The 23,115-nt window shown below is 39.0% G+C and carries 17 protein-coding genes and 1 pseudogene; 13 read left to right on the forward strand and 5 right to left on the reverse strand.

Features of this window, described 5'->3' with window-relative positions; all coding sequences use genetic code 11:
• Positions 1-227: 227 nt before the first annotated feature.
• The 5 genes from GWJ01_RS04070 to GWJ01_RS04090 all read left to right on the forward strand — a co-directional run bounded on the left by GWJ01_RS04070 (position 228) and on the right by GWJ01_RS04090 (position 5,689).
• Positions 228-1,784 (forward strand): PTS transporter subunit EIIC, encoded by a 1,557-nt coding sequence (locus GWJ01_RS04070; RefSeq protein WP_109395229.1) that lies wholly within the window; start codon positions 228-230, stop codon positions 1,782-1,784.
• 11 nt (positions 1,785-1,795) lie between these two features.
• On the forward strand, positions 1,796-3,166 hold the full coding sequence (locus GWJ01_RS04075) for a class-II fumarase/aspartase family protein (protein WP_109395230.1): 1,371 nt from the start codon (positions 1,796-1,798) through the stop codon (positions 3,164-3,166).
• 262 nt (positions 3,167-3,428) lie between these two features.
• Positions 3,429-4,265, forward strand: a complete 837-nt coding sequence (gene kduI, locus GWJ01_RS04080; protein ID WP_109395231.1) for a 5-dehydro-4-deoxy-D-glucuronate isomerase — start codon at positions 3,429-3,431, stop codon at positions 4,263-4,265.
• Positions 4,266-4,348: 83 nt separating this feature from the next.
• Positions 4,349-5,110: a 2-dehydro-3-deoxy-D-gluconate 5-dehydrogenase KduD gene (kduD, locus tag GWJ01_RS04085; protein WP_109395232.1), complete on the forward strand. Its 762-nt coding sequence runs from the start codon at positions 4,349-4,351 to the stop codon at positions 5,108-5,110.
• A 66-nt stretch (positions 5,111-5,176) separates the two neighbouring features.
• Complete coding sequence (locus GWJ01_RS04090; RefSeq protein ID WP_109395233.1) at positions 5,177-5,689, forward strand: YgjV family protein; 513 nt, start codon at positions 5,177-5,179, stop codon at positions 5,687-5,689.
• A gap of 74 nt (positions 5,690-5,763) precedes the next feature.
• Here GWJ01_RS04090 and kdgR read toward each other — a convergent pair whose 3' ends face one another.
• A complete protein-coding gene (gene kdgR / locus GWJ01_RS04095; protein WP_109395234.1) occupies positions 5,764-6,585 on the reverse strand; it encodes a DNA-binding transcriptional regulator KdgR in 822 nt (273 codons plus the stop codon).
• Between the two features lie 423 nt (positions 6,586-7,008).
• On the opposite strand from kdgR, the pseudogene GWJ01_RS18775 reads away from it, so the two are divergent.
• From GWJ01_RS18775 to GWJ01_RS04120, 6 genes and pseudogenes are all read left to right on the forward strand, one after another.
• Positions 7,009-7,923: pseudogene (locus GWJ01_RS18775) on the forward strand (sugar kinase); the annotation flags it as partial.
• Between the two features lie 45 nt (positions 7,924-7,968).
• Positions 7,969-8,589 (forward strand): bifunctional 4-hydroxy-2-oxoglutarate aldolase/2-dehydro-3-deoxy-phosphogluconate aldolase, encoded by a 621-nt coding sequence (locus tag GWJ01_RS18780; protein ID WP_237585697.1) that lies wholly within the window; start codon positions 7,969-7,971, stop codon positions 8,587-8,589.
• A gap of 34 nt (positions 8,590-8,623) precedes the next feature.
• Positions 8,624-9,097, forward strand: a complete 474-nt coding sequence (locus tag GWJ01_RS04105) for a YhcH/YjgK/YiaL family protein (RefSeq protein ID WP_109395235.1) — start codon at positions 8,624-8,626, stop codon at positions 9,095-9,097.
• A gap of 340 nt (positions 9,098-9,437) precedes the next feature.
• The gene (locus GWJ01_RS04110; protein WP_109401656.1) at positions 9,438-10,448 is read left to right on the forward strand and encodes a TRAP transporter substrate-binding protein; all 1,011 of its coding nucleotides are present in this window, start codon (positions 9,438-9,440) and stop codon (positions 10,446-10,448) included.
• Positions 10,449-10,500: 52 nt separating this feature from the next.
• The gene (locus GWJ01_RS04115; protein WP_109401655.1) at positions 10,501-11,061 is read left to right on the forward strand and encodes a TRAP transporter small permease; all 561 of its coding nucleotides are present in this window, start codon (positions 10,501-10,503) and stop codon (positions 11,059-11,061) included.
• A gap of 2 nt (positions 11,062-11,063) precedes the next feature.
• Complete coding sequence (locus tag GWJ01_RS04120; protein ID WP_109395238.1) at positions 11,064-12,371, forward strand: TRAP transporter large permease; 1,308 nt, start codon at positions 11,064-11,066, stop codon at positions 12,369-12,371.
• A 117-nt stretch (positions 12,372-12,488) separates the two neighbouring features.
• Here GWJ01_RS04120 and GWJ01_RS04125 read toward each other — a convergent pair whose 3' ends face one another.
• Positions 12,489-13,805 carry a sodium-dependent transporter gene (locus tag GWJ01_RS04125; protein ID WP_109401654.1) on the reverse strand — a complete coding sequence of 439 codons (1,317 nt, stop codon included), beginning with the start codon at positions 13,803-13,805 and terminating at the stop codon, positions 12,489-12,491.
• 614 nt (positions 13,806-14,419) lie between these two features.
• Between GWJ01_RS04125 and fdhF the strand changes: the two genes are divergently transcribed.
• Positions 14,420-16,588, forward strand: coding sequence for a formate dehydrogenase subunit alpha (fdhF, locus tag GWJ01_RS04130; protein WP_161710728.1), 2,169 nt, complete (start codon positions 14,420-14,422; stop codon positions 16,586-16,588).
• Positions 16,589-16,671: 83 nt separating this feature from the next.
• On the opposite strand, the gene fdoI is transcribed toward fdhF, so the two are convergent.
• The 3 genes from fdoI to fdnG are packed head-to-tail and all read right to left on the reverse strand — an operon-like array spanning position 16,672 to position 21,315.
• Complete coding sequence (gene fdoI, locus GWJ01_RS04135; RefSeq protein WP_109401652.1) at positions 16,672-17,331, reverse strand: formate dehydrogenase cytochrome b556 subunit; 660 nt, start codon at positions 17,329-17,331, stop codon at positions 16,672-16,674.
• Entirely contained in the window at positions 17,328-18,257 is a 930-nt protein-coding gene (gene fdxH / locus GWJ01_RS04140; RefSeq protein WP_161710729.1) for a formate dehydrogenase subunit beta, read from the reverse strand. Before fdxH ends, fdoI begins: the two co-directional genes overlap by 4 nt.
• A 10-nt stretch (positions 18,258-18,267) precedes the next feature.
• Positions 18,268-21,315, reverse strand: coding sequence for a formate dehydrogenase-N subunit alpha (gene fdnG, locus GWJ01_RS04145; RefSeq protein WP_161710730.1), 3,048 nt, complete (start codon positions 21,313-21,315; stop codon positions 18,268-18,270).
• A 621-nt stretch (positions 21,316-21,936) separates the two neighbouring features.
• Here fdnG and GWJ01_RS04150 point away from each other — a divergent pair.
• Positions 21,937-23,094: an N-acetylneuraminate epimerase gene (locus tag GWJ01_RS04150; RefSeq protein ID WP_109401650.1), complete on the forward strand. Its 1,158-nt coding sequence runs from the start codon at positions 21,937-21,939 to the stop codon at positions 23,092-23,094.
• The last annotated feature ends 21 nt before the right edge of the window (positions 23,095-23,115 follow it).

The raw sequence follows: 23,115 nt of genomic DNA on the forward strand, positions 1-23,115 counted from the left end.
GCCTTTCTTTTCAATCTTACTTCTAAGCTCTAAAATAAATATTATTTAATAGAATAAAAATTTTTATTCATTGTTTTTTATTAAATCGATTTTTAATAAAAAGACCTAAGTCATAAAGTATGACCTGAGATAATATTTAAAACCAGCGCGCCATTCATTTCCTATAATCCCTAAGATAGAGTACCTCGGTAATTCTTTTATATTCGAGAAGTCATAAGGAAAAAAATATGGCCAGGAAAAAGTTCAGCGAATCTATTCAGCGCTTTGGTAGAACCCTACTTCTACCTATCGGCGTATTGGCACCTATTGGTATGATCTTAGGTATCAGTGGTGCTTTAGTTCAGTCTTATATGATTGCACGCTTTCCTTTTCTAGGAAATGAAACAGTCAATGCTCTATTAGTTAGTATCCGTACTATTGCCGGCGTGGTGTTTGATAATATTCCACTCTTATTTGCAATGGGTGTGGCATACGGTATGAGCCACAAAGATAAGGGGATAGCGGTCTTTGCCTCCGTTGTCGGCTATTTGACCTTGATAAGTACTATCAATATCTGGCTGGTATTGACAGGAAAGCTTGCTGATCCTGCGATTATGACGCAGGTGGGGCAAATCAAGGTACTTGGTATACAAACCATGAATATCAGTGCCGCAGGGGGGATTATCACGGGATTAATCGCTGCATGGGCAACGGATAAATTCTATAACCTTGAATTACCGACGGCATTTGCCTTCTTCTCTGGGAAAAAATCTGTCGCCATTATTATGGTCGGATTGATGATCTGCGTAGGTGCATTACTGCCATTTATTTGGGAAGTATTAGTGATGGGCTTAACTAAGCTCTCGGTAGTCTTCTTAAGTCCTGTCGGGCCTTTCTTTACTGCGGGTGGTGAACGCCTATTTATTCCATTCGGTTTACACCATGTCTGGAACGTTCTGTTTAGATTTACCGAAGCTGGTGGTTCTTATGTGATTGATGGACAAACCTATGTGGGCGTTGTTCCAGCAATGACAGAAGTGTTATTTAACCAAGGGCCAAGCAGTGAATATTGGGCAATGATGCCAAGCCTAACGCGTTTTATGGCTCAGCAACAAATGTTGGTTACGCTATTCCTGTTCCCAGCAATTGCATTAGCGATTTATAAAACCTCGAAAAAAGAGAACCGTGCTGAAGTTAAATCAATGCTGGTGACGATGGTTTTAACAGCAATGTTAGGTAACGTTACCGAACCGCTTGAATTTACCTTCGTCTTTATCGCACCGTTACTTTATTTAATTTACGCGATTATCGTGGGTATTGGTGCAGTTCTGCTCTCGTTTGCAGGTGTTGCGATCGGTTATATCCGAGGCACAGTCTTTGACTTCACCATCTTTGGTTTACTGTACGAACACACTAACTGGATCTTCTTAGTGCTTATTGGTAGTGCGCTTGCTGTTGTGACCTACTTTATTTTCTACTGGGCTATCGTCAAATTCGATATCAAAACACCGGGTAGAGAAGAATCAAGCAATATGAAAAATACGCTGATCAAAGAAAAACGTTATGGCGAAATCGCAGAGATCCTTATTAAAGCCTTAGGTGGTAAACAAAACATTCGTAATGTTGATAACTGTATTACACGATTACGTATCGACATTAATGAAGTTAATCAAATAGATAAAGAATTAATGTTGGAGTCTGGATGTACAGCATTCTTCTTTCCGGCAGCAAACCATGTCCATGTCGTTTATGGCCCTAAAGTCGAATTTGTTCGCAATGCTGTTGATGAAGCAATGAAGAAATAAAAGGATACATGATGAGAGCGTTATACGATTCTAAAAGCAAAACAATCGACGATCGCGGTATTAAAAATCTGCTGTCCAATGAAGCTAAATATTCAACTTGGTTGATGTTTGAAGCAATGTTAGCGCAAGCACAAGCTGAACACGGTTTTATTCCACAGTCTGCCGCTGATGAAATTAAAGAAAAGGCGATTATTGAGAATATCGATTTCGAAGAGATGAACCGCATTTATCAAAAAATCGGCCATGGCTTTGTACCTTTCTTAAAAGTGCTGGTGAATGCGTGCTCTGAAGAGAGCGGTAAATACGTGCACTACGGCATTACCACGCAAAACATACAGCAAAGTTCACAGCTGTATATGATGAAAACCGTACACAATAAGTTCATGTTATTGTTGAGCGAAATTATTGAAAACTTATCAAATCTCGCTGAAAAAACAAAACATATGGTAATGGCAGGTAGAACACACGGTCGTCATGCTATTCCTATCACTTACGGGTATAAAGTTTCAGTGTGGATCAGCGATTTTATTGATTGCTACCAGCGCATGAAAGAGAGTGAGAAACGTGTATTCACCATTATGATGGGTGGCGCAGTAGGTGCTTTTAACTCAATGCCTGAAGTTGGGATGAAAGTACAAAAACGTGTTGCTGAATTAGTGGGTATGCAGGCAATGGAAGTACCATCACGTAACCTAAGTACGCATAAATTAGAGTACATGATGAACTTAGCACTGATGGCAAATATCTGTCATAAAATTGGTGAAGAAGTTTATAGCACTACATTAGAAGAAATTGCTGAGGTTTCTGAAGGGTTTACAAAAGGCACTGTGGGTAGTAGCACGATGCCTCATAAAATTAATCCAAAATTAGCGAAAGGTATTATTGCTAACTCACAGAAACTGTACTCATTACCTAATGTGGGAATGTACTCTGCGGTAAGACCTTATGAAGGTGACAGCAGTTCTTATATGTTATTCGATGGCTTAATTGAAGAAGCATTAGAATTAACAACAGAAATTTTATTAAGAACAGAAGAGCTTTCAAGAACCATCGTTCCTCATGAAGAGAGAATGTTACATAACGTGATGAGAAATAAGGGATTAGATAATACCGAATACGTTATGATGAAAATGGCAGAAAAATTGGGTAAAGATAAAGCGCATTCACTGTTATATGAAGAAGCTATTAAAACGGCTGCAGACGGTGAAGATTTTTATACTAACCTGATGAAGAATGAAACCATTACGGCGGCCTTTAATGCTGATGAAATTAAGGCAATGCTTGATCCTCGTTCTTATATCGGTTTATCCGTTGAACTTGCTGAAAAAGAAGCAAAACGTGGGTTAGCAATTTCTCAAGAAATTAAAAAAAGTTATAAATAAATAGTAAAAACCATCAAGTATCTATAAAAAATCATTATCAGTTAAGTCAAGAGCCACTCATTTGAGTGGCTCTTTTTTTTATTTAAGCAGTAAAAAAATTTACCTTTTTCTATAAAAAGAACGATATCTTCAAAAAAATAAAACAATGTTTTATATTTTTATTGCTGGTTGTGTTTTTTATTGATATCGTGTCCCTATAAAAAGAGATGCATTTTCACACATTATCATTAATGCCTATCAAGGCTAGGAATTGAGGTTCATTATGCAAACTCGTCAAAGCATTCATAGCGACCATGCCAAACAACTAGATACAGAAGGCCTGCGCCGCGAGTTTCTGATAGAAGAAGTTTTTAGCCCTAATAAACTGACGATGACTTATAGTCATATCGACCGAATTGTATTTGGCGGAATTATGCCAGTAGACTCTACACTCACTTTTTCTAATGAGTTAGGTAAGTCTTTTGGTGTCACCTATTTTCTAGAGCGCCGTGAATTAGGCCTTATTAATATTGGTGGCGCAGGTATGATTACGGTTGATGGCACAAACTATGAAGTGGGTAAAGCAGAAGCGCTTTATGTAGGAAAAGGCGCTCGTGAAGTGAGTTTTAAGAGTGTTGATCCTGCACATCCTGCCAAATTCTATTATAACAGCGCACCTGCACACACCACTTACCCAACACGTAAAATCACACAAGATCAGGCTTCTCCTGAAACATTAGGGGATGCAAGCACCAGTAATCGTCGTACTATTTATAAGTATTTAGTTCCTAACGTATTACCAACCTGCCAATTAGTAATGGGTATGACTCAGCTAGAGGAAGGAAGCCTTTGGAATACCATGCCTTGTCATACACATGAACGCCGTATGGAAGTCTATTTCTATTTCAATATGAAAGAAGATGCTGCGGTATTCCATATGATGGGTAAACCAGATGAAACTCGCCATTTATTAGTTCATAACGAACAAGCCATTATTTCACCAAGTTGGTCTATTCACGCAGGTGTTGGAACACAAGCTTATACCTTTATTTGGGGTATGGTGGGTGAGAATCAGGTCTTTAGCGATATGGACCACGTTGCGGTTCGCGATCTGCGCTAATCAGATAAATGTATTACTCATAATAAAGTCGCCACCAATTATATGAATTGGTGGTACATATTTCCTATATTCGAGGTAATAGTATGATCCTGAATGCATTTGATCTGAAAGGTAAAGTCGCCATTGTGACTGGCTGTAATACAGGTTTAGGCCAAGGTATGGCATTAGGACTTGCTCAAGCGGGTTGCGATATTGTGGGGATCAACCTTGTTGAACCGACAGAGACTATCGCCGAAGTAGAAGCGCTTGGTCGCCGTTTTTTAAGTTTGCAAGCTGATGTGAGTAAAACAAATGAGTTGCCAGGGCTGGTGGATAAAGCAGTCGCTCATTTCGGACATATTGATATTTTAGTCAACAATGCCGGTATCATTCGTCGAGAAGATGCGATTAATTTTACAGAAAAAGATTGGGATGATGTTATGGATCTCAATATTAAAAGCCTCTTTTTCATGTCTCAAGCAGTGGCTAGAAAATTTATCGCTCAAGGCACTGGCGGTAAAATTATTAATATCGCATCAATGCTTTCATTCCAAGGTGGCATACGTGTGCCGTCTTATACTGCATCTAAAAGTGGTGTTATGGGCGTAACCCGTTTATTAGCAAACGAATGGGCAAGTAAAGGCATTAACGTTAATGCCATCGCTCCGGGCTATATGGCAACAAATAACACTGCGGCTTTACGTGCTGATGAAGAGCGTAATGCGGCTATTTTAGAGCGTATTCCGGCTGAGCGTTGGGGTGTTCCAAGTGACATGATGGGGCCTGTTGTTTTCTTAGCATCTTCGGCTTCTGATTATGTTAATGGCTATACCATCGCAGTCGATGGTGGTTGGTTAGCGCGTTAATACGCTATTGTTGAAGAAGGCGCCCAAAGGCGCCTTTTTTCGTTGAGCTGGGAATAAGGGGGCTGCATGTTTTTTGATAACTATTGGTTTGCCCAAGGTATTGGTGTTCTGGGGTGTCTTATTGGTGCAACTGCCTTTATGCAACGACAAGATAGCAAATTGAGATTTCAGCTCACGCTCAATGGCCTTTTGATGTCGATTCATTTCTTTTTAATTGGTTCCACGGTAGGCGCCATTAACTGTTTGCTTTGTGCAATACGAAATTGGGTATCGGGTTATTCGCGTAATATTGGGATCATGTTGATCTTTATTACATTGGCATGGTTTTTAGTGATCCCGAAAATCATACATCCAATACAGATCTTAACGTTATTTGCGACAACATTAACAACCTATGCACTATTTCGCTTTAACGGCATTGTGCTTAGGTTGTGTATGTTAACCAGTACGCTATGTTGGTTAACGCATAATATTTGGGCGGGTTCAATTGGTGGAATAATACAAGAAAGTCTTTTCTTGGTGGTGAATAGTCGAACTATTTTTAATCTCTATAAGGCGAAATTACAGGGTTCGTTGTGACAAAGAGAAATAAAAAAACCCATTAATAATGTATTAATGGATTTTTAGTATAAATAAAGAGTTAGGTTTTATTTTTAAATATTCTCAGCTAAGACATTGGTGTCTGTGTAGCTAAAAGGGTAGTCGTGGAAACCTAATCCAGCAGAAATATTGGCTGCCGCTTCATGTAATTGCGCGATTAACGCAACTTTACTCTCTTCTTGGAAACGAATTAAAGGTAGAGATAAAGAGAGTCCCGCAATAATTCTGCCCATACGGCTATAAATAGGCACAGCAAAACAGCACAAGCCATGTTCCATTTCTTCTTTATCTTCTGCGTAACCTTGTTTGCGAACTTGTTCTAATTCAGCGAGTAAAGCATCGATATCTTTCAGTGTATATTTTGTAAAAGGTTCAAAAGTCACATTAGCCAAAATAGCGCGAATTTCCGTTTCTGGTAGCCAAGCCAGCATAATTTTACCTAGCCCAGTGCTATAAAGCGGACGGCGGCGACCAATGCGAGAATACATCTGTAAATTATATTCAGAGTCTATTTTATGCAGATAAACAATGCTGTCTTCGTCTAATGTACCGAGGTGAAGCGTTTCTTTGGTTAGTTTTCCAAGGCGATACATCTGCTCATCAGCAAGTTTAATCAAGTCTTGGTTTTCAAGTGCTTTTGCGCCTAACTCAAATAATTTTAAGTTAAGAGAATACTTATCTGTTTCACCTTCTTGGGAAACATATCCTAACGTTTTCATCGTTTGTAAAAAACGATAGACGGTGCTTTTAGACATCATGATCCGTAAGGATAACTCTGTCACACCAATCACTTTTTCCTCGCCAAGTGCTTGTAATATAGCGAATACTTTGAGTACAGAGGAAACTGAATCAGGAGTGTTTTCTATTTCAGACATTGTGAGTCCTAAAAAATGATTTATTGTTTCATTATATTTGAAATATCATAAAAATTATAGTGATTAGCGATGATGATTCAATAAGGTTAATGATTTTTCATCATGTAACGTGTTGCTAATCACAATATTTTTAAACAAAAAAATATCTAAATTTGATATTTTTTCTGTGTGTATCACTTTGAATTTAAAGTAGATAGAGATAAATAACCGCCATGGTTTTGTATATGCTATTGGGTATCTGAACACGCGATAGCATGATGAGTACTTTATGGCTTTTTATGGATCTTCTTTAAACTTACTTTCTTATGAATTTTGAAAATAATGACAATATCACAAAATTAATGAAATGTTGTTTTAAATCTTTTTAATTGAATCGATTTAAAATAAAATGACATCACTGCTAATGTGAAAATGGAAAGCGCTATGGCTATCAATGTGGCTGTTATTGGCGAATGTATGATTGAACTATCCGAAAATCAGGCGAATATTGTACGCCATTTTGGAGGAGATACTCTTAATACTGCTGTTTATTTGACTCGCGTAAACCCCAATTTATCTGTTCATTATGTAAGTGCGTTAGGTACAGACTCAATGAGCAGTGCCATGTTAGCGCAATGGCAAGAAGAAGGCGTACATACTGAATTAGTCCAGAGATTAGACAATAAATTACCCGGACTTTATCTCATAAATACAGATAGCCAAGGAGAGCGTACCTTCCATTATTGGCGTAACGATGCTGCCGCGCGATATTGGTTACGATCACCAAAAGCTCCAATGATTTTTCAACAACTGCTTGATTTTGATTATATCTACTTAAGTGGTATCAGCTTGGCGATTTTATCTCCTGAAGATAGAGAACTGCTTTTACAACAATTAGCGAAGTGTCGAGAAAAGGGTGTGAAGATCACCTTTGACAATAACTATCGACCAAGATTATGGGAAAGTCTCGATGCTGCGCAAAAAGCCTATCAAGCTATTTTGTCACTCACTGACTTGGCTTTTCTCACATTAGACGATGAATTCCTTCTTTGGGGGGATAGCGAAGATGCGCAATGTGTGTCCAGAACGATTGAATTTGGTGTTGGGGAAATCGTTATTAAAAAAGGCGCAGAACCTTGCCTAATTATACAGCAAGGACATTGTGATGAAGTTCCTGCTATAAAACTCGATAAGCAAAGTGTGATTGATACAACTGCAGCCGGTGATTCATTCAGTGCTGGTTATCTTGCTACGCGATTAGCAGGTGAGTCAGTTGTGAAGTCTGCGCGTTATGCACACTTACTTGCAAGTACGGTTATTCAACATCGTGGTGCGATTATCCCAATAGTCGCGATGCCACACTCCTCAATAAACACGCCACTTATTCATTCAACGAGACACACTATGTCAACATTACTTGAACAACTTTCGGCACTAAAAATTATTCCTGTTATCGCAATTAAAAATGCAGATGACATTGTTGCATTGGGTAAAGCATTAGTTGAAAACGGTATGCCTAGTGCGGAGATAACCTTTCGTACCCCTGCGGCTGCGGAGGCTATTCGCCAGTTAAGAAATGAATTTCCGAAAATGATCATTTGTGCAGGTACGGTATTAACGAAAGCACAGGTTGATCAGGCAATTGAAGCCGGCGCGGATTTTATTGTGAGTCCAGGATTTAACCCTCGTATTGTGCAGTATTGCCAGCAACGAGGCATTCCTATCATTCCGGGTATTAATACGCCAAGTTTAGTCGAAGAGGCAATGGAACTCGGCATCAATTTATTGAAGTTTTTCCCTGCGGAACTTTCTGGCGGTGTTGGCATGCTCAAAGCATTGAGTGCCGTTTATCCCGTTTCCTTTATGCCAACAGGTGGGGTTAATGCCAGCAATGTGAAAGATTATCTCGCATTACCTCGTGTTGTTGCTTGTGGTGGTACATGGATGGTGCCTTCAGATCTCGTCGATAATCAACAATGGGAAAAAATAGGCGCTCTTGCTAAGGAAGCAATGGCAGCTTTGTAATTGAATTTAAACACGGATTTAAGAGGGTAACCTGATGATCACTGGAAATTTAAAGCAACTTGATGCAACAATGCTGCCGCCCGCACTATTAAAATTACTCACTAAAAAAGAGTTATCGTTAAACGCTTTGCAAGAGAAGAGTGAAGGGACATATAACATTATTAATAATGATGTTTTTTATATTATTTCCACACCGACTACCGATCGTGAAGAAAACTTAAAAAGTGAGTTTCATGACCATTATCTTGATATTCAAGTTGTACTTAAGGGTCAAGAGATGATCTCTACCAGCACAACGATTACCTATCCTCATCAATATCAAGAAACAAAACCGGATTTGATTTTCTTAGATAACCCACCTATTACAACCCGTTTATTACTTGATACAGGGGATTTTGCCATTTTTTATCCTGGAGAAGTTCATCGACCTACTTGTCAGGTAAATGCTTCGCAAAAAATTAAAAAGGCGGTTTTTAAAATCAGCAAAACATGGCTGGCAACTCAGTAATAATAACTAAGAGTTTCATCCTATCATTCCCCATTCAAAATATGATTATCGGCTACTTTTTTGCTTAATAAGTAGTCGGTAATTCAGATTTAAAGCGATTCTATAGTTTATTTCAGAAGATATATTTCCTATTTTTTCACAGATAAATTATCTTTTTTTGATATTTTAATCCTTATTTATCAATAAGTTATTTTATTTTTGAAATTGCAAACATAAAATTGGTAATCTATTTTCAAAAAATAGGAACGCCATTTCATTTTCTTGAATTCGATCACTGAAATATCGTCAAATTCAAGTAGCATTAACACTATCAAAATACGCAAACCCATAAGGGGTTCACATGCATACAATGAATGTTTTGCCTAAGTTATCTCTTATCAGCACCGTTGTAGTCGCTAGCCTTTTTTTATCGGGATGTGGTGAAGATGACAAAACAGATAGTCCTGTTGTTTTGAAAACGGCTTTTAACCAATCTGAAAAAAATCCTCAATACAAAGCACTGGAAGATTTCAGTCAAAAATTAGAAGCTGCGACGGGGGGGAAATATAAACTCGAAATTCATCCGAATGAATTATTGGGTGACCAACGTGCCGCTCTTGAATTAGTTCAATCAGGAGCCATTCAATTGGCTGTGGTTGCAAATCCTCTTGTTGAAAACTACAACAAAAACTTCTCTGTTCTGGCGATGCCTTATATCTATAACGACTCAGAACACCAAAGAAAAGTTTTTACAGGTGATATGTTAGATGGCCTATTTAGCTCAACCAAAGGAAATGGTTTCGAGGTACTTACTGCCTATACCGCGGGTGCTCGTAGTATGTATGTGAAAGGAACACCTATTAAAACACCTGAAGACATGAAAGGAAGAAAGATCCGGGTTATGCAATCTGACACTATGGTGAAAATGCTGTCTTGCATGGGAGGAACAGGTGTTCCTATGGGACAGGGTGAAGTTTATTCCGCTATCCAACAAGGTGTTCTTGATGGTGCAGAGAATAACGAAATCACTTATGCTGACTTAAAACAGTATGAAGTTGCACCTCATTTCTCTTATACCCGCCACGTCATGGTTGCCGACTTACTTATCGTGAATGAAGCATTCTTAAGCAAGATGAGCCCTGAAGATCAGGCGACTTTCCGTAAGTTAGCGAAAGAAAGTACGGTTACTGAGTTTAATCTCTTTAACCAAGCGTTAGACACGGCTCGACAATCTGCTATTAGCCAAGGTGCAACATTTACTGAGGTTGATATCAAGCCATTCCAAGAGCGTTGTAAACCGCTGCAAGAATCGATGCTGACCACACCAGAACAGAAAGATATCTACAATAAGATCCGCGCATTAGCCAACTAATGCCGTTTGTTACAAGGGGCTAAATTTTTAGCCCCTATTATAAGGATCAACCATGGAACCTTCAGAGAAATTACCCTCTTCAAACGACTTTAATACGCCTGTTGCAAAAAAGGATTTTTATACTTTTTTAACAAGCATTAAGCTAAAAATAGATACCATCGTCGCTTATTTTTGTATTTTTCTTGTGGGTTTAATGACGATATTGGTGACTTACCAAGTTATCACCCGTTACCTATTTAACGATCCTAGTGCAGTCAGTGAAGTGCTTTCTCGCTACCTATTTATCTGGTTAATTTTAATTGGTAGTGCTTATGTGTTTGGATTACGTGAACATATCGCGATTACGTTTATGCGTGATCGTATGCCTCGTAAAGTCCGTATTTTCCTTGAAATTTTAGGTGAGTTCGCCACAACCGTTTTTGTGTTATTGGTGCTCACTATTGGTGGCTACATCGGTATGAGTCGCCAAATGGGACAACTTGATTCGGCACTGCAAATCCCTATCGGGGTTATCTATGCAGCTATACCTATAAGCGGTGTTCTCTCTATTTTTTATTGCTTATATAACCAATATGGATTGGTTAGACAATTTTCTTCAAAGCAAAAGGTGTAACCATGGATATTGCAATTGTTGTTGCCCTAGTCATGTTTATTGGTGCATTCCTTCTCTTATTTATTGGTACACCAATCAGCGTCAGTATTGGACTTTCTTCTTTCTTCGCCATGGCAATGATATTGCCTTTTGATGGTGCGATTTTAACCTCAGCTCAACGCGTGTTTGTAGGGTTAGACTCTTTCGCTTTGTTAGCAATCCCGTTCTTTATTCTGGCGGGTAACTTAATGAATAACGGCGGTATCGCTATTCGTTTAATTAACTGCGCTAAGTTAGTTAGTAATTTTTTACCGGGGCCTTTAGCGCAAACTAACGTTGTTGCAAATATGCTATTTGGTTCAATCAGTGGCTCTGGTGTTGCGTCTGCGGCGGCGATTGGTGGCATCATGTCTCCAATTCAAAAGAAAGAGAATTACGATCCCGCTTTTAGTGCTGCGGTTAATATTGCATCAGCACCAACTGGCATGTTAATTCCCCCAAGTAACACACTGATTGTTTATGCCACTATTGCAGGGAGTGTTTCGATTACAGCTCTGTTTATGGGGGGCTATATTCCCGGTATTTTATGGGGACTGGGTGTGATGTTAGTGGCAGGTTTTATTGCTAAACGTCGCGGTTATGTTGCTGAAAAGCGTACCATGAAAGGACAAGCCTTTAAGCTCGTGCTTGATGCGGTTCCTAGCTTAATGATGATTGTGGTTGTTATCGGTGGGATCTTAGGCGGAATTTTTACCGCAACAGAAGCTTCAGCCATTGCTGTTGTATACTCTTTAATCTTGGGTATGTGTTATAAAAATATCAAAATAAACCATTTGCCTGCTATTTTCTTAGCAACAGCAAAAATGACGGCAATTGTTATTTTGATGCTTGCAACATCATCCATTATGTCTTGGGTAATGGCATTTACTAAAATACCTGCCATTATCGCATCAGGTTTACTCTCTTTTACCGATAGCTTTTTAGTTATCTTACTGATTATGAACCTAGTTTTACTGTTGGTTGGTACTTTTATGGACCCAACGCCAGCGGTGTTAATCTTTACTCCAATTTTCCTACCGATTTGTGCTCAATTTGGTATGGACCCGGTGCAATTCGGTATCATGATGGTGTTTAACCTTTCATTAGGTACGATAACACCGCCAGTAGGTCCTATTTTATTTACCGGTTGTAAGATAGGTGAAATTAAGATTGAAGGTGTAATCAGACCGCTATTACCTTTTTTTGCAGTTATCGTTCTTGTACTGTTACTAGTGACATATATTCCTGCAATTTCTATGTTCTTACCTCAAGCTATGGGATTGGTTGGGTGATCTTGATAAACCAGCTAGGGAAAAAGTAATATAAAGTATCCAAAGAAAACAAGCAGAAAGAGAGGGCCATTTGACCCTCTCTTTCTATTTAATAAACGTTTTTTACAGGGAATTTATTTAGCCAATCAATCCATGAACTAAAATGATTCCTATACAAACTGGACCAATATAACGCCATACCAGTAATAAGCTTTGACGTTTTAACCCAGTGATGTTTTCAGGAATAAATGCATTCGCTTTACTTGACCAGCCAAAGATCAAACACATCGCAATACCAAATAAAGGCATCAAGATATTGGATGTCAGATAATCCAATAAATCAAAGACCGTCTTGCCCCCTAATGTCATATCACTCATAGGTCCAAAAGATAATGAAACGGGAATACCCATCAACATAATAGAGGCTGTAACCACTAATCCAGCACGGCGACGAGTCCACTGAAAACGCATCTGCACATAAGCTACGATATGCTCAAGTAATGAAATTGCAGAGGTTAACGCTGCCATTAATAACAAGACAAAGAAAGTTACTGCTAAAATATTACCGCCGGGTAAGTTGGCAAAATAAACCGGCATAGTCATAAAGGTTAAACCGGGGCCTGCATTCGGCTCTAAACCTGCGGCAGATAATGCAGGGAAAATCATTAATCCGGCAAGTACACACACCATACAAGATAAAATAACGACCCACATACTGGAGTTGGCGATCCCTTTGTTATCCGCCAAATAAGCACTGTAAGTGATGTGAATACCTAAACCGATAGACAGTGAGAAGAAGGCTAACCCTAATGCATCTAATACACCTTGAGGGGTTAACTTACTGAAATCAGGGTATAAAAATAATTTTAAACCTTCAGAAGAACCCGGTAAGCTAATACCAACAATAATCAATAAAATCATAATGATAAATAACATTGGCATCATGATTTTGACGGCTTTCTCTAATCCACGTTGTACACCCGCTAAAACCACAAAACAGGTTAATCCAGCAAAGGTAAGGTGAGCCAAAATAGGCCATAAAGGATCACTAATAAAGCGGGTAAAAATACCAGTTAATTCAGTGCTATCTGTAATATTCAACTGACCTGTTGCCGCCATAACGGTATAGCCAATTGTCCAACCACCGACAACACTATAGAAGCTATAAATACACCATGAACTGAATACACCAATAACGCCAATAATGACCCAATTGCGTCCCATCATTCTTTTAAATGCGTTCACGGCTTCAGCGTGTGTGCTACTGCCCAAAATATTCTCAGCCAGTAATACAGCAAGCCCGATAACAAAACTAAATAACAAGAAGACAATTAAAAATGCACCGCCCCCATTATTGGCTGCGACATAAGAAAACTTCCAAATTGCGCCAATACCGATTGCAGAGCCTGCGGCTGCTAAGATATGACCGACTCGTGATGTCCATTGTTGGCTCATTTTGCCTCCTGCTTCATTTGGTTTGTTATGAAAGGCATTGCCATACAGTGGCTTATTGGTAAGACGTTGTAACTCATCATCCTAATGGTGAAACTAAACATCATAGAAACTCCCCTAAAAAACAGTTCCACCAGTAGGGGCACAACAAAAAGCCACCTGACTGGTGGCTTTTGCAAAAAAATGAACGTGCTCGGCCACCTAACGAAGGAGTAGTAGGTTTAGGCCTAGGAGTCGGTTATTGGTGTTCATATTCATCTTTTTGCTCTTTATTGAAATGGATATAATCGCAATGCAATATGAAATATTGCTTTTCAAAATGCGTATTTATTATTTATATCATAAATTCAAACTAAAGAAATAAATTTTATTAGAATTCAGTATTAATTTTTATTTCCAAATGTTCCCCTGATGCTAATTGCCTAATTCCGTAATAAGTTAGGGTATTAACCCTATTTGTGTAAAGTGAGCATCGACAAAAATGACGAAACGATTATCAAATATTATTTTTTTTTGTATCTCATTGATTATATTTTGAAAATTAATTGGCATAATTCCTGCTTAGTTAAATGTTCTTTATGACTCTTTTACTCCCTAGTTAGGGGAAAGGATATCAAATGAACAAAATCAACTCCGTCTGTCCTTACTGTGGCGCTGGCTGCAAAATCAATCTCTGTGTCGAAAATGGTCGCATAATCAAAGCTGAAGGTGCCAATGGTGTCACCAATCAAGGAGAACTTTGCTTAAAAGGGCTCTATGGTTGGGATTTTCTTTATGACAATAAATTGCTGACCGCCAGAATTCATGAACCCATGATCCGCCGACAAAAAGGGGCTGATTTTGAAATTGTAAGTTGGAATGAAGCGATTCAATATACGGCAAAAAAATTACTGGAAATCAAAGAAAAATACGGTGCAAAATCCATCATGTGTACAGGATCTTCTCGGGGAACTGGGAATGAAACCAACTTTGTGATGCAGAAATTTGTTCGCGCAGTATTAGGTAATAATAATGTCGATTGCTGTGCGCGTGTTTGTCATGGCCCTTCTGTTGCGGGTTTACAAGAAACACTCGGCAATGGTGCTATGAGCAACTCGATTGCGGATATTGAAGATTCAGATTGCTTATTAGTTTTTGGCTATAACTGTGCTGACTCTCATCCTATTGTGGCGCGTCGGGTTGTAAAAGCGAAACAAAAAGGTGCAAAAATAATCGTTTGTGATCCTCGTAAAATCGAAACAGCCAAAATCGCTAATCAATATTTACCATTAAAAAATGGGACTAATATGGCGTTAGTCAATGCCTTTGCGTATACGCTAATTGATGAAGATCTTTATGATAAAGATTATGTCAGTCGCTATACCGAAGGTTTGGAAGAATATAAAAAACAACTCGCAGACTATAGCCCTGAAGCGGTACAAGATATTGTCGGTATTCCTGCAATTGAAATCCGTAAGGCAATGCGTACTTATGCGGGAGCTAAAACAGCCACAATTATGTGGGGAATGGGGGTCACGCAATTTGGCCAAGCGGTTGATGTGGTTAAAGGCTTATCTGGTCTTGCATTATTAACGGGTAATTTAGGTAAACCGCATGTTGGTGTTGCACCAGTTCGTGGACAAAATAATGTTCAAGGTGCTTGTGATATGGGGGTTTTACCGAATATGTTCCCAGGATATCAATATGTCACTGATGAAGAAACACGTAAAAAATTTGCTCAAGCGTGGAATATTCCTGTGGAACAACTTGATCCTGAAGTGGGATATCGGATTACTGAAGTACCGCATTTAGCCATTGAAGGCAAAGTAAAAGCGTATTACATCATGGGCGAAGATCCACTACAAACCGAAGCTGATTTAGGCTTAGTGAGAAAAGGCTTTGAAGCGCTCGATTTTGTGGTAGTTCAAGATATCTTTATGACCAAAACCGCTGAGCAAGCCGATGTGATTTTACCGTCAACGAGCTGGGGTGAACATGCAGGCATCTTTACCTGTGCGGATAGAGGTTTTCAGCGCTTTGAAAAAGCTATTGAACCACGTGGCAATGTAAAACGTGACTGGGAAATCATTAGCTTATTAGCCACAGAAATGGGCTACCCGATGTCTTATGAAAATAATGAAGCGATCTGGAATGAAGTCAGAGCATTATGCCCACTGTTCTTTGGTGTCACTTATGAAAAACTAGCAGGTTTAGCTCATATTCAGTGGCCTTGTACTGATATTGAAGATAAAGGGACACCTTATTTATATTCAGGTAATCAATTCACCACACCATCAGGCAAAGGTCAGTTGTTCGCGACACCATGGCGAGCGCCTGCTGAATTACCTGATGCTGATTATCCAATGATTTTATCTACAGTGCGTGAAGTTGGGCATTACTCTTGTCGCTCGATGACAGGTAACTGTAAAGCATTGGCATCACTTGCAGATGAACCTGGTTATGTTCAAGTTCACCCTGATGTCGCCAAAGAAGCCGGTATTTGTGATCAAGAGATTGTTTGGGTTGAATCACGCCGAGGTAAAGTAATGTCTCGTTGTAATGTGAATGAGACAATCAACAAGCAAGCGATTTATATGACTTATCAATGGTGGATTGGAGCATGTAATGAGCTGACTCAAGATAATCTTGATCCTGTGTCAAAAACGCCGGAAACTAAATATTGTGCAGCTAGAGTGATTAAAATTGAGGATCAAAAATGGGCGGAAAGCCAAATTTCTCAACACTATCACACAATGAGAAGTCGTTTAATTAACTTAGTGGAGCAAGCAAAAACAGTGGCACATTAAGTTAATCGTTGATTAAAAATAGAATGGAGGCTATTAAGCCTCCATTTTTCTCTCATATCTATTTTATAGAAAAAAACAGTCTATTATTTTTGGTTTAATTTACTTTCTGCTTCTTTTTTTTCTTCTTCTAAAATCTCACGATACCAACGTGGATGGTGCTTTTTCGCCCAACCTCGAGTTACCCAACCTTCAATCATGCTACGAATTGAACCTTTTACCCAAAACGCAGCATAAGCATGAACAATCACTGTTATGATCAGTAAGATAGCGGACAGTGAGTGAGCTAGTAAGGCAATGCGAATAACGGGGATCGAGAAATAATCCGCAAAATAAGGACGCCAGATAATCACACCACTGATGGTAAGGACGATAAGACTAAGACTTAATGTCCAATAAATCCCTTTTTGACCTAAGTTATAATGCCCAATATCACCAGCTTCTTCGTTTTGTAGCACTTTATGGATATTCTTCGCCCATACTAAGTCGTCTTTATCAACAAAGTTATACTTTAAGTATCTAAAAAACATAAAGATAAAGAAGAATACCATCGCGACACCCGTAAATGGATGCAGTAAACGCGAAAGCTGTGGGGTGCCTAAAATATTCATAAACCAGTTTAGAGATGGGAAGAAAAAGCCCAATCCACTAAAAGTGGTAAAGATAAAGAAAATCGCCACAACCCAGTGATTAATACGCTCTGAGGCAGTATGACGAAGGATTTTATCACTTTTCTTCTTCATTATTTCTGCTCCTCTTTATTCACTGAATTTTGTGATGCTTCCATCTCTTTTTGTGCCTCTTCTTCATCTTCTTCTGTGGTGTGGTTAGGGCCAATACCTAAATAATGGAATATTGCACCCGCAAAAGTGGCTGCAAAACCAACCGCTGCTAATGGTTTCCAAATACCTTTCCAGAATTTAACCGTTGAGCTAATTTCTGGATTTTCAGGTAAGCCATGATACAAATTAGGTCTATCTGCATGATGAAGTACATACATAACGTGAGTTCCGCCAACACCTTGAGGATCGTATAAGCCTGCTTTGTCATAACCACGGGTATTGAGTTCAGCGACTCGCTCATTGGCAAGATGAGTCATTGCTTCTTTAGAGCCAAAATGAATCGCACCTGTAGGACAGGTTTTTACACAAGCGGGTTCTTGACCGACTTCAACACGATCAACACACAATGTGCATTTATAAGCGCGGTTATCTTCTTCATTAATACGAGGAACATTGAAAGGACAACCCGCAATACAATAACCACAACCAATACAGTGTTCTGATTGAAAATCGACAATACCATTAGCGTATTGAATGATGGCACCTTCTGCTGGACACGCTTTTAAGCAACCTGGATCAGCGCAGTGCATACAGCCATCTTTACGAATTAGCCACTCCAGCTTGCCGTTTTCTTCGACTTCAGAAAATCGCATTACGGTCCACGATTTAGCGGTTAAATCCATTGGGTTATCATAAACACCGACATTAAGACCGACTTTATCGCGAATATCGTTCCATTCAGAACAGGCAACCTGACAGGCTTTACAGCCAATACAGGTTGTCACATCGATAAGCTTTGCCACTTCTTCTTTAAAGTCACGTACTTGTGGTGCAGGCGTGAGAGAATTTGTAGCAGAACGACGAATAATATCTTGAGATTGCAATGACATTAGTTTCCCCTTATGCCTTTTCGATATTGACTAAAAACGCCTTATATTCAGGTGTGAATGAGTTCGCATCACCCACAGATGGCGTTAATGTATTGGCAAGGAAACCTTTGCGAGTTGCCCCCTCAAAGCCCCAGTGACAAGGAATGCCGATGGTATCAACGACTTTGCCATTTATCGTTAGAGGTCTAATTCGCTTAGTCACCACGGCTTTGGCTTTGATATAGCCACGTTTCGCACTCACTTTAACTTCATCACCTTGAACAATGCCTTTACGTGAAGCAAGTTGTTCACCAATCTCAATAAATTGATCGGGTTGTGCAATAGCATTAATTAATGAGTGTTTTGTCCAGTGACGGAACAATTCAGTAATTGAATAGGTTGTTGCCACATAAGGGAATTCATCTGCTTTACCTAAATGTTCGGCATCGTAGCTATATAAACGTGCAACAGGGTTACGAGAGACTTTTGGGTGCAGAATATTATCTTCTGTTGGCGATTCAAACGGTTCGTAGAATTCAGGGAATGGACCATCAGCCATTTTATCAACAGCAAATAAACGTCCCATACCTTCAGGTTGCATAATGAACGGGCCTACACCGCTATTAGGCGCTGCATTGCTATAATCGGGTACATCAGGGCCAACCCATTGATTACCATTCCATTTGATAAGCTGACGCTTTGTATCCCAAGGCTGCCCTTGTGGATCAACTGATGCGCGGTTATATAACACACGACGGTTTTGAGGCCACGCAAAAGCCCAACCCGGTGTACAACCTAGTCCAGATGGATCGGCGTTATCACGGTTCGCCATTTGGTTGCCTTTTTCAGTCCAGCAACCAGAATAAACCCAACAGAAACTCGCAGTTGAACCATCTGATTTCAGTTGATGAAAACCATCAAGCTGTTGTCCTTTTTTAAACAACAATTTGCCTGTTTCATCAAAGATATCTTGCATGGCTTGACCATTCGCTTCTTTCGCCACTTCTTCAGGTTGTGGATCGTAAGGGTCAACGTAGTTCCAAGAAAGATTCATTACAGGCTCAGGGCAAACGCCACCTTCTTCACGATAAAGCTCGCGCAGACGCATTAATAAATGCCCTAAAATTTTACCATCATGCCATGCTTGTGCTGGTGGTTTAGCACCCGCCCAATGCCATTGTAACCAGCGGCCTGAGTTTGCAATTGAGCCATTTTCTTCAGCAAAACATGATGAAGGTAAACGGAAGATTTCAGTTTGAATATCTTTTGGTGAGACTTCATTCATCTCGCCGTGGTTTTGCCAGAAATTAGATGATTCAGTCACTAATGGATCAATGACAACCATATATTTCAGCTTGGCTAATGCGGCGCTACATTTATTTTTATCGGCAAAAGCGGCTAATGGGTTAAAACCTTGAACGATATAACCATTCATTTTTCCATCGATCATCAATTGGGTCTGCGCCATGATGTCATAGCTTTTATCCCATTTTGGTAACCAGTGATAACCCCATTCGTTTTGTGCCGTTGCGTGCTCACCCCAGAAGCTTTTTAGTAAGCTAATAAAGAAATCAGGGGTTCTTTTCCAGTAGTTAACTTGGTCTGCAACCACGGTTTTCGGTGTTACCTGAGATAAATAAGTTTCTAATGATGTTTGTTTTTCATTAGGCAGGGGCATATAGCCTGGTAGATTTAATGATAATAAACCCAGATCACTATAACCTTGAATATTCGAGTGCCCACGTAACGCATTCACACCACCACCTGGCATCCCCACGTTACCTAATAATAACTGGATCATACCTGCTGCACGGATAGTTTGAGCGCCACCGGTATGGTGTGTCCAACCGAGGGCATACAAAATAGTTGAGGTTCTGTCTTTTACACTGGTAGACGCAAGCGCTTCACAGATATAGGTGAAATCTTCTAAAGGCGTGCCACAAAGAGTGGTAACAATTTCAGGGGTATAACGTGAAACGTGCTGTTTTAAAAGATTCCACACACAACGAGGATGTTGCAGTGAATTATCTCTTAATGCTAAACCATTCTCATCAAGTTCATAGTGCCATGAGGTTTTATCATAGCTTTGGTTTTCTTTATCAAATCCACTGAAAAGACCTTCATCAAAGCTAAAATCTTCACGAACAATCAAAGAAGCATTGGTATAGGCTTTCACATATTCATGCTGAATTTTATTGTGTTCAATAAGGTAATGAATAACACCTAATAAGAACGCAGTATCAGAGCCTGCACGAATAGGAGAGTAGAGATCGGCAACCGCAGCACTACGGTTAAAACGAGGATCGACAACGATAACCTTCGCATTGTTCTTAATTTTAGCTTCGATAACCCATTTAAAACCGACAGGGTGCGCTTCAGCAGGGTTACCGCCCATGATCAGCACAACGTTAGCGTTTTTAATATCAACCCAGTTATTGGTCATTGCACCACGACCAAAAGTTGGAGCTAATGCTGCAACGGTTGGCGCATGGCAAAGTCTTGCCTGACAATCGATAGCAATCATGCCTAATGAACGAGAAAATTTATTATCTAAAATTCCGGTTTCATTACTGGCGGCAGAAGAACAAAGCATACCGGTGGTGAGCCAGCGGTTAACTTCCTGCCCTTTTTCATTATGAGTAACAAAGTTTTCATCACGATCTTTTTTCATCAGACGGGCGATTTTATCAATCGCTTCATTCCATGAAATGCGCTCCCACTTATCAGAGCCAGGTCTACGATATTCAGGATATTTCAGGCGATTTTCACTGTGAATATAATCGACAAGCCCAGCACCTTTCGGGCATAAAGAGCCACGGCTAACAGGATGATCAGGGTCGCCTTCAATGTGATAAATACTTTTATCGACATTCTTTGCACCATCCCCAAGGCTATACATCAAAATACCGCAACCTACAGAGCAATAAGTGCAGTTATTACGAGTTTCAACGGAACGTAATAATTTATATTGGCGAGTGTTCGCAATAGATACTTCAGGTGCCAAGCCTAGTAATGCTGCAGATGTACCAGCCATACCGCCTGCACAGATCTTAAAGAAAGACCTACGACTGATTTGCATCAGTGTCTCCTTGATAAATTGATAAATAACATCCGTACCGGGCGTTTAAAAAACGTCCAGTAAAGATACGATTTCATTTTTCAATCATTCAAGACAGACCTGAGTATCGTTTTGTGAACTCAATGTGATGAACTACTACTTAAAATGACGTTGGTGATTATAACGAGGAAAAAAATAAATCCATGCTAACAATGCGGATACAAAATATATTAAAAAATAACAATTTAGTTTGATTTCCATCATGTTAAATAACCAATTTTTCAATTAACACACAAGGTAAAAATGAGGATGTAATCTATTAAAAAGGCGCTTGAAATAAAACTCCATTTTTACCTGTGTCATAAAAATTTTTTACTGTAAAAAAAGTAACATTATATTCTGCATAAAACCTCAATAATAATTTATTGAGACTGTCTTTTATTCTATTGTCAGATTTTTATTCCTAAATTTGATTTAAAGAAAGTTGTAAAAATATAAGATTAAAAAATAGACATTTTGATCGCCTTCACAATTCAGAAAAGATCAATTTGAAGTTTAACTCCGAAAATAATTATATATTGGAGTGATATTTAAGATACAAGAAAAACCCCTACTTGATGACAATAATAAGAGCTAATAAGTATGAACAGAATAAAGAAAATATCTTACTCCTGTCTTTCTGTAATGCTAATGTCGGCAATATTCACGTCTACTAGTTTTGCAGAAAAGCTGCCTAATTTACCAGTAACATTTAAAAGTGGTGCTGGAACAATTAGCGAAAATATTATTTATGTTGGTTTAGGTACAGCGGGAAAATCATGGTATAAGCTTGACCTGAATAGTTCGAAAAAACAATGGGAAAGAATAGCAGACTTTCCTGGAACACCAAGAGATCAAGCTATTGCTCTAGAGCTAAATAATGATATTTATATTTTTGGTGGAGCAGGAAAAGAAAATGAAAATAGCGAAACAATTAGTGCGCTGACAGATGTTTATCGCTATTCACCAAAAGAAAATAAATGGGAAAAGATCAACACTCGAGCACCTTACGGATTGGTTGGGCATACAGGAGTTAGTATTAACAATGATCAAGCTATTATTCTTGGTGGTGTTAATCAACAAATCTTTGACGGTTATTTCGTTGATTTAAACCGTACTAAATCGAATGAATCTGAAAATAAAAAAATTATTAGTGATTATTTTAATAAGCCTGCTGAAGGTTATTTTTTTAATCGAAATATAATGGAATATAATGCTGAAAATAATCAATGGAGATTATTAGGTATTACGCCATTTAATGGAACAGCAGGCTCTGCATTAGCTTATGATGGCAATAAAATCACTTTAATCAATGGTGAAATAAAACCAGGGTTACGCACCAGTGAAGTGCAAACTGCCACATTAAAAAATACTCAATTACAATGGGGGTCTGTTGCTCAGAAATTACCCGACCCTACGCCTAATCAGCCACAAGACGGTTTGGCTGGTGCATTTTCCGGTTACAGTATGCACACTTTACTTGTTGCTGGCGGGGCAAATTTCCCGGGAGCACAGGCAAACTATGCACAGCAACATTACTTTGCGCATCAAGGATTAGAAAAGACATGGCATAAAGAAATTTATGGTTTTATTAATAATCAATGGAAAGTCATTGGTGAATTACCTCTTCCTCTTGGCTATGGTGTTACTGTTTCATATGATAATTCACTTTATTTAATTGGAGGCGAAACAAATAAAGGTGAAGCTGTTAATTCAGTTATTACTTTAACAATGAAAGATAAACAATTAATTATTGAATAATCTCTTCCTAAATATAAATTA

The sequence above is a fragment of the Proteus sp. G2618 genome, assembly GCF_009915995.1.
Classification (GTDB): Bacteria; Pseudomonadota; Gammaproteobacteria; order Enterobacterales; family Enterobacteriaceae; genus Proteus; species Proteus terrae.